1 protein-coding gene and 1 tRNA gene are annotated in these 1261 nt (G+C 38.4%); both read right to left on the reverse strand.

Annotated elements, in window-relative coordinates:
* The coding region (gene tuf / locus B3C18_RS01480; protein ID WP_291141266.1) for an elongation factor Tu at positions 1-999 on the reverse strand (999 nt) is incomplete at its 3' end.
* 55 nt (positions 1000-1054) lie between these two features.
* Positions 1055-1126 (reverse strand) — tRNA-Thr (locus tag B3C18_RS01485).
* Between the last annotated feature and the right edge of the window lie 135 nt (positions 1127-1261).

The following is a 1261-nucleotide window of genomic DNA, read 5'->3' on the forward strand; positions in this document are numbered from 1 at the left end:
GTAGAACTGTGGACGGTAGTTATTGTGGAATGGAGTATGACGTCCACCTTCTTCTTTTTTCAAGATATAAACCTCAGCTTTGAAAGTAGCGTGTGGTTTTACTGATCCTGGCTTAATGATAACCATTCCTCTTTTGATAGATTCTTTATCAATACCTCTTAACAATAAACCTACGTTATCTCCAGCTTCACCTCTATCAAGGATTTTACGGAACATCTCAACTCCTGTAATAGTAGAAGTTAATTTATCAGCTCCCATACCAATGATTTCAACAGCATCACCTGTATTAGCAATACCAGTTTCGATACGACCTGTAGCAACAGTTCCACGACCAGTAATTGTAAATACGTCTTCAACCGGCATCAAGAATGGTTTAGCTACGTCACGCACTGGCTCTTCGATCCAAGCATCAACAGCTTCCATTAATTCAATGATTTTTGGTACCCAAGCAGGATCATTATTCAATCCTCCTAAAGCAGAACCTTGAACAACAGGACCATTATCTCCATCATATTCGTAGAAAGATAATAAATCTCTAATTTCCATTTCAACAAGCTCTAACAACTCAGCATCATCAACCATATCCACTTTGTTCATGAAAACAACGATTCTTGGAATACCAACCTGACGCCCTAAAAGGATGTGCTCACGAGTTTGTGGCATTGGACCATCTGTAGCAGCAACTACTAAGATAGCACCGTCCATTTGAGCAGCACCAGTAACCATGTTCTTTACGTAATCCGCGTGACCTGGACAGTCAACGTGAGCGTAGTGACGGTTAGCTGTTTCATACTCTACGTGAGATGTATTAATAGTAATACCTCTTTCTTTCTCCTCTGGAGCGTTATCGATTTGATCAAACGATTTTGCTTGACAGTAACCAGCATCAGACAATACTTTTGTAATTGCTGCAGTTAATGTAGTTTTTCCGTGATCCACGTGTCCAATTGTACCTATGTTTAAGTGCGGTTTGGAACGATTAAAATTCTCCTTTGCCATTTTACTTAATTTTTAATCTTAGTTATATATTAATTTTCAATTTCCTACTTACTTGAGCCAATGTCGGGATTTGAACCCGAGACCTCTTCCTTACCAAGGAAGCACTCTACCCCTGAGCTACACCGGCAGAGAGTTCAATTTTAGATTTTAGATTATTGATTTTAGATTAAAACAAAAAAAATCGAATCGAGTTTTTTTTCCTAAATCTAAATTCTGAAATCAATAATCTGAAATCAAAATCGTGGGGAGAGCAGGATTCGAA

The sequence above is a fragment of the Flavobacterium sp. UBA7680 genome, assembly GCF_002482975.1.
In the GTDB taxonomy this organism is placed as follows: Bacteria; Bacteroidota; Bacteroidia; order Flavobacteriales; family Flavobacteriaceae; genus Flavobacterium.